Here is a 4,026-nt window from a genome sequence, read left to right as displayed (position 1 = left end):
TGGGGAGTCTACGCACTGCCGCCGTGGCCTCCAGGACAGCTTTGGCCCGCTTCTGAAGGAGGGCCAAGCGTCCTTCGCGGCGGTGCGGTCCGATGCGTCCTCCCGACAACTCCAGCAAGACCTCGGCCAGCTGGGAGCAGGCCAGACCGTTGAGCTCCTGGGGCAGGGGGAAGCGGTGAAAGAAGCGCAGCGCCCAGGGCCGGCCGAGCTCCCCGAAGAATCGCTCATAGCTGGGTAGGTACGTGGCGGTGAGCAACTGGTGCAGGCGGTTGAGGGCGCGCGTTTGCTGGTGGGCCAGGTCCTCCAGCATGCGGGCGGCTTCTCGCAGGGTGGCGGCATCCCGGCTGGCCTCGGCGTCGGGCAGCGCATCCGCTTTGCGCAGCACAACAGCGGCGATGGCTCGGGCATCGATGAGGTCGGCCTTGTCCTGGCCGTAGAAATCCTTCTGGCGCCGTGTCCAAAGCGGATTCACCACTCGTACCTGGCGGCCTTTGGCTTGGAGCACCTGAATCCAGGCCTGCCCGTACTGGCGGTGGTCTTCGATGCCATACACCAGCAGGGCCCGATGGCGGGCTGCGAGCTGCTCAAGGCGAGCATCGAGGGCTTTCATCGCCTGCAGATCATGGGGCACCTCTTCTTCCAAGACCACTTGGTCGGGGTACAGGACGGCGACGACGCCATGGACGTGCTTGGCGGGGTCACCCATGATCCCCTGTCAAACCCTTTCCTCAAGCCGCGACTCCGAGTTGCGATGCTTTCACGGCCCGCTTGATGGCATAAGGGCTCGTGTCCAGAATCTGGTCGATGCGCTCCGCCAGCCAGCTCAGCACGTGGGCCGTTGGGTAGGGCGCTGCATGACGGTCGAGCAGGGCAAGCTTGGCAGCATGAAGCTCGGGGCGCACGCCTCCAAACAATTGGCCCGTTCGCCACATGCACCAAGCGATCCGCACCAGCTTGGCAGCCAGGCCCACCACGGCCACCTGGTGGCCCTTCTTCGCCCGCAGTCGTTCGTAAAACGCGCGCAGGGCCGGCGGACCATGACGGGCCACGCTGCTGGCGGCCTCGACCAGGGCCCAGCGCAGCACTGCCGGACCTTCCTTCGTGATCGACCCCCGGCGGTCCGTGGTGCCCGATTGATAGACGCGGGGCACCAAGCCGGTGTAACTGGCCACGTGCTTACCGCTGGGAAACCGGAAGGGGTCGGCAATATAGGCGTAGTACGTGGCCGCCGCGATCACGTTAAAGCCCCCCAGAGAAAGGAGCAACCGCACCGGTGGGCAGTCTTTCACCCGGCGGCCGATCTCTCGGTCCAGTGCCCGCAGGTGCATGTTGCTCGAACGCACCTGCTCCAGCGCCACCGCCAACACCACCCGGTCACCTGGCGGCAGGTCCAGCTCCCACAGGTCCTTCAAGTGCTGGCGTGCTTGCTAGAGGTTGTGTGGCGCCCGATAGCCGTGGCGCTGCAGCAGGCTGCGGATTTGATTCTTCCACCGGCTCCGCTCCTCCACCAGCCGCCGCAGCGTAACCAGCACGCGAAGCTCCCGAATCGGCTTCGGCGGCACCCACACACCCGGCAGCGTCCCCAACGCCAGCCGCTCGGCCAACAGCTTCGCATCGTCGTGGTCAGTCTTCCGCTTGCGCGAGCCCAGGCGCCGCATGACGCGAGGGTCTACGGCCACCACTTGCCCGGTCCGGTCGGCCAGCGTATCGTAGAGGCGGAAGGTGCCGCCGCTCACCTCGATGGCCACGGCGTCGTCAGGGCCGAGCTCCTCGACAAAGCCGGCCCAGTCCTCCGCCGTGTTGGGGAAGCGCCGGCGCCTTCCCTCTTCCTTTCCCGCTTCCAGTACGTAGGCATAGCAGTAGTCCCGATGCACGTCCAACCCGATGAAGCGTCGCACCTTCTTCCCCCCTGACGGTTTTGGCAAGCGCAGGACCGGTGGGATGGCCAAGCGGCACACACCCATTCGGGCTTCCCGGTAGGGCCGGGCCCAGTTGGGCGGTTGGCGCAGGGCGGACCCTTACCCAAACAAAGTCACGGGCTCGAAGCCCAAGGATTTGCCGGGTCCGCCCTGCCCTGCGCTCGCACCACCCACCCCGCCTAACGGCGGGAAACTTTCCAAGTCTACGCTTCGTACCCCTCCCGATGCCACCTGGAAGCTCCTGCCGAACGGGATCATACCAACAAGGTGCTCCGCCTGGCCGGCTACTCCGAGACCCTCTACACGGAGCGGTAACCCATGACGTCAACCTCTCAAAAAACCCCGGCGGATATGGGGATGGGTGCGAAAAACGAGATAGAATGTCGCACTTGGCTTGCTCCTACTGTCGCGGGTCCGGCGCTTTGCCGTGGCACTGGTGTTTCCCCTCCATGGACGAGACGCCGGGCCCCCAAGCGGCCCGGCCCACCACGACTCGCGGTCGCCCAGACGAGCGCCTTACCGGGGCCAGGACAAGAACCGAGAAGTCATGCCCATCCACCGTACCCGAAAAGAGGTTGGCCCGTGTCGCCACGGGCCAGCCTATCCCCCTCTCCGTTTTCGGGCCGCTTTCGACCCCTGCAAACACCCGGCAGCCCGCTGTTCGCTTAAACGCCGCCCGGCGACGCTTTCAGGACGCTCGGCCCTGCAGCGCAGCCTGAAAGTCTACCTCCCGGCCGTCGATGCGGAACCGATAAGGCCCAAGCCGTTCCACCGTCGACCTGGCCTGTATAAATGCGGCCATCGCCTGGCGCTCTTCGGGATCGAGCCACCCCGGCGGGTCTGAGGTGCCCTGGAAACCGGCAACCCGGGCCAGATCCTGCAGCCATGCCTTCTGCTGCGGCGCCAGCAGGTTGTAGCGGCTCCGAAAGTAGACCACGTCGGGGTCGGTGTGGATGAGCGGTTGCAGCCACAGCCGGTGCAGGCTCGTGCAGACGGCATTCCGGGAGCTGGGCCAGCTACGGTCGAGCAAGCTCCCCGTGCTGTAAGGGACCTCCCAAAACGGCGCAACGTCAGGCCCGATGCGGATGGCGTCGGCGAGGCCAACGGAGGCGATGACCGGGGCTCCACAGACGAGGATGTACGCGCCGTCCCCGGCCGCCTCCCTGATCAGACGCAGCCCCTCGCGGTAGGCCTGCTCCCGGTGAAGCGGCCGGTATCGCCGGCCGGGCATGGCGGCGGCATACAGGAAGTCCAGCTTCAAATACTCGTAGCCCCACCCCCGTACCCGCCGGATCAGCTCGCCCAGCCACTTCCCGACCTCGGGGCGGGTGGTGTCCAGCGCGTAGTAGTAATCCCCCCAGTTGTACCCCGCCACGGCGGGGCGCCCGTCTGCGTCCTTCAGCAGCCATTCGGGGTGCTCCCGGTACAGCCGGCTTCGCGGCGCCACGATGAACGGCGCGATCCACAGGCCGGGCTTGAAGCCCGCCCTCCGGATGCGCTCGGCCATGGTCGCCATGCCCGAGGGGAACCGCTCGTTGGCCTCCCACTCCCCGATCTCCCGCTGCCAGCCGTCGTCGATTTGAAAGACGTCAAACGCAAGCCCCGAAAGCCCTTCCAGGACCTCGACCATCCGAGTCTCGGAGATGTCCCGGTAAAAGCTGTACCAGCTGCACCAGACGCGCGGTGCTGAGTCAGAGCCCCGCTTCCCGAGCCTTTCGCCCAGGAGTTCCGCATACCGGGCGAACACGCTGACCGGGTCCCCGTATCCCACGAACCACCCATCCGGCGAAGCCTCTTCCGCCCGCTCGCCGGAGCCCTCCTCGAAGAGGCCCCGCAGCACCTCTTCGTCCGCCTCGACCCTGGCCCCGACGCCCAGCGCGCCCAACAAAAGCATGCGGCCGTCCGGCGCTTCGACTGCGCCCACGCCGCTTCCGCCGTGGCGCGCACCCGTCAGGTGTCCTGCGTCATCGCCCATGTACCAGCGATCACGGGGCACGGCCGGCAGCTCGGGCCGCCAGGCCAGGCTCACCCAGTCCACCGGGCTCCACGAATGCCACCCGTGGCGGTAAAAGCGGGTCGTACCGAAGGGATGCAGCACGGCCACCGG

General features: G+C 66.9%; 4 protein-coding genes. All 4 read right to left on the bottom strand.

The genetic code is table 11. From position 1 onward, the window contains the following. On the bottom strand, positions 1 to 706 hold a 706-nt coding region (locus AB1609_17240), incomplete at its 3' end, for a transposase (GenBank protein MEW6048193.1). A gap of 22 nt (positions 707 to 728) precedes the next feature. Beyond that, positions 729 to 1,412 carry a transposase gene (locus AB1609_17235; GenBank protein ID MEW6048192.1) on the bottom strand — a complete coding sequence of 228 codons (684 nt, stop codon included), beginning with the start codon at positions 1,410 to 1,412 and terminating at the stop codon, positions 729 to 731. Positions 1,413 to 1,427: 15 nt separating this feature from the next. Then, positions 1,428 to 1,898: a transposase gene (locus AB1609_17230; GenBank protein MEW6048191.1), complete on the bottom strand. Its 471-nt coding sequence runs from the start codon at positions 1,896 to 1,898 to the stop codon at positions 1,428 to 1,430. A gap of 709 nt (positions 1,899 to 2,607) precedes the next feature. After that, positions 2,608 to 4,026 (bottom strand): glycoside hydrolase family 36 protein (locus tag AB1609_17225; protein MEW6048190.1); only part of this gene is annotated, 1,419 nt, incomplete at its 5' end.

Source organism: Bacillota bacterium, assembly GCA_040754675.1.
Classification (GTDB): domain Bacteria; phylum Bacillota; class Limnochordia; order Limnochordales; family Geochordaceae; genus Geochorda.
Note: the sequence above shows the minus strand (reverse complement) of the source record. Positions and strands in the feature narration are given on the sequence as shown.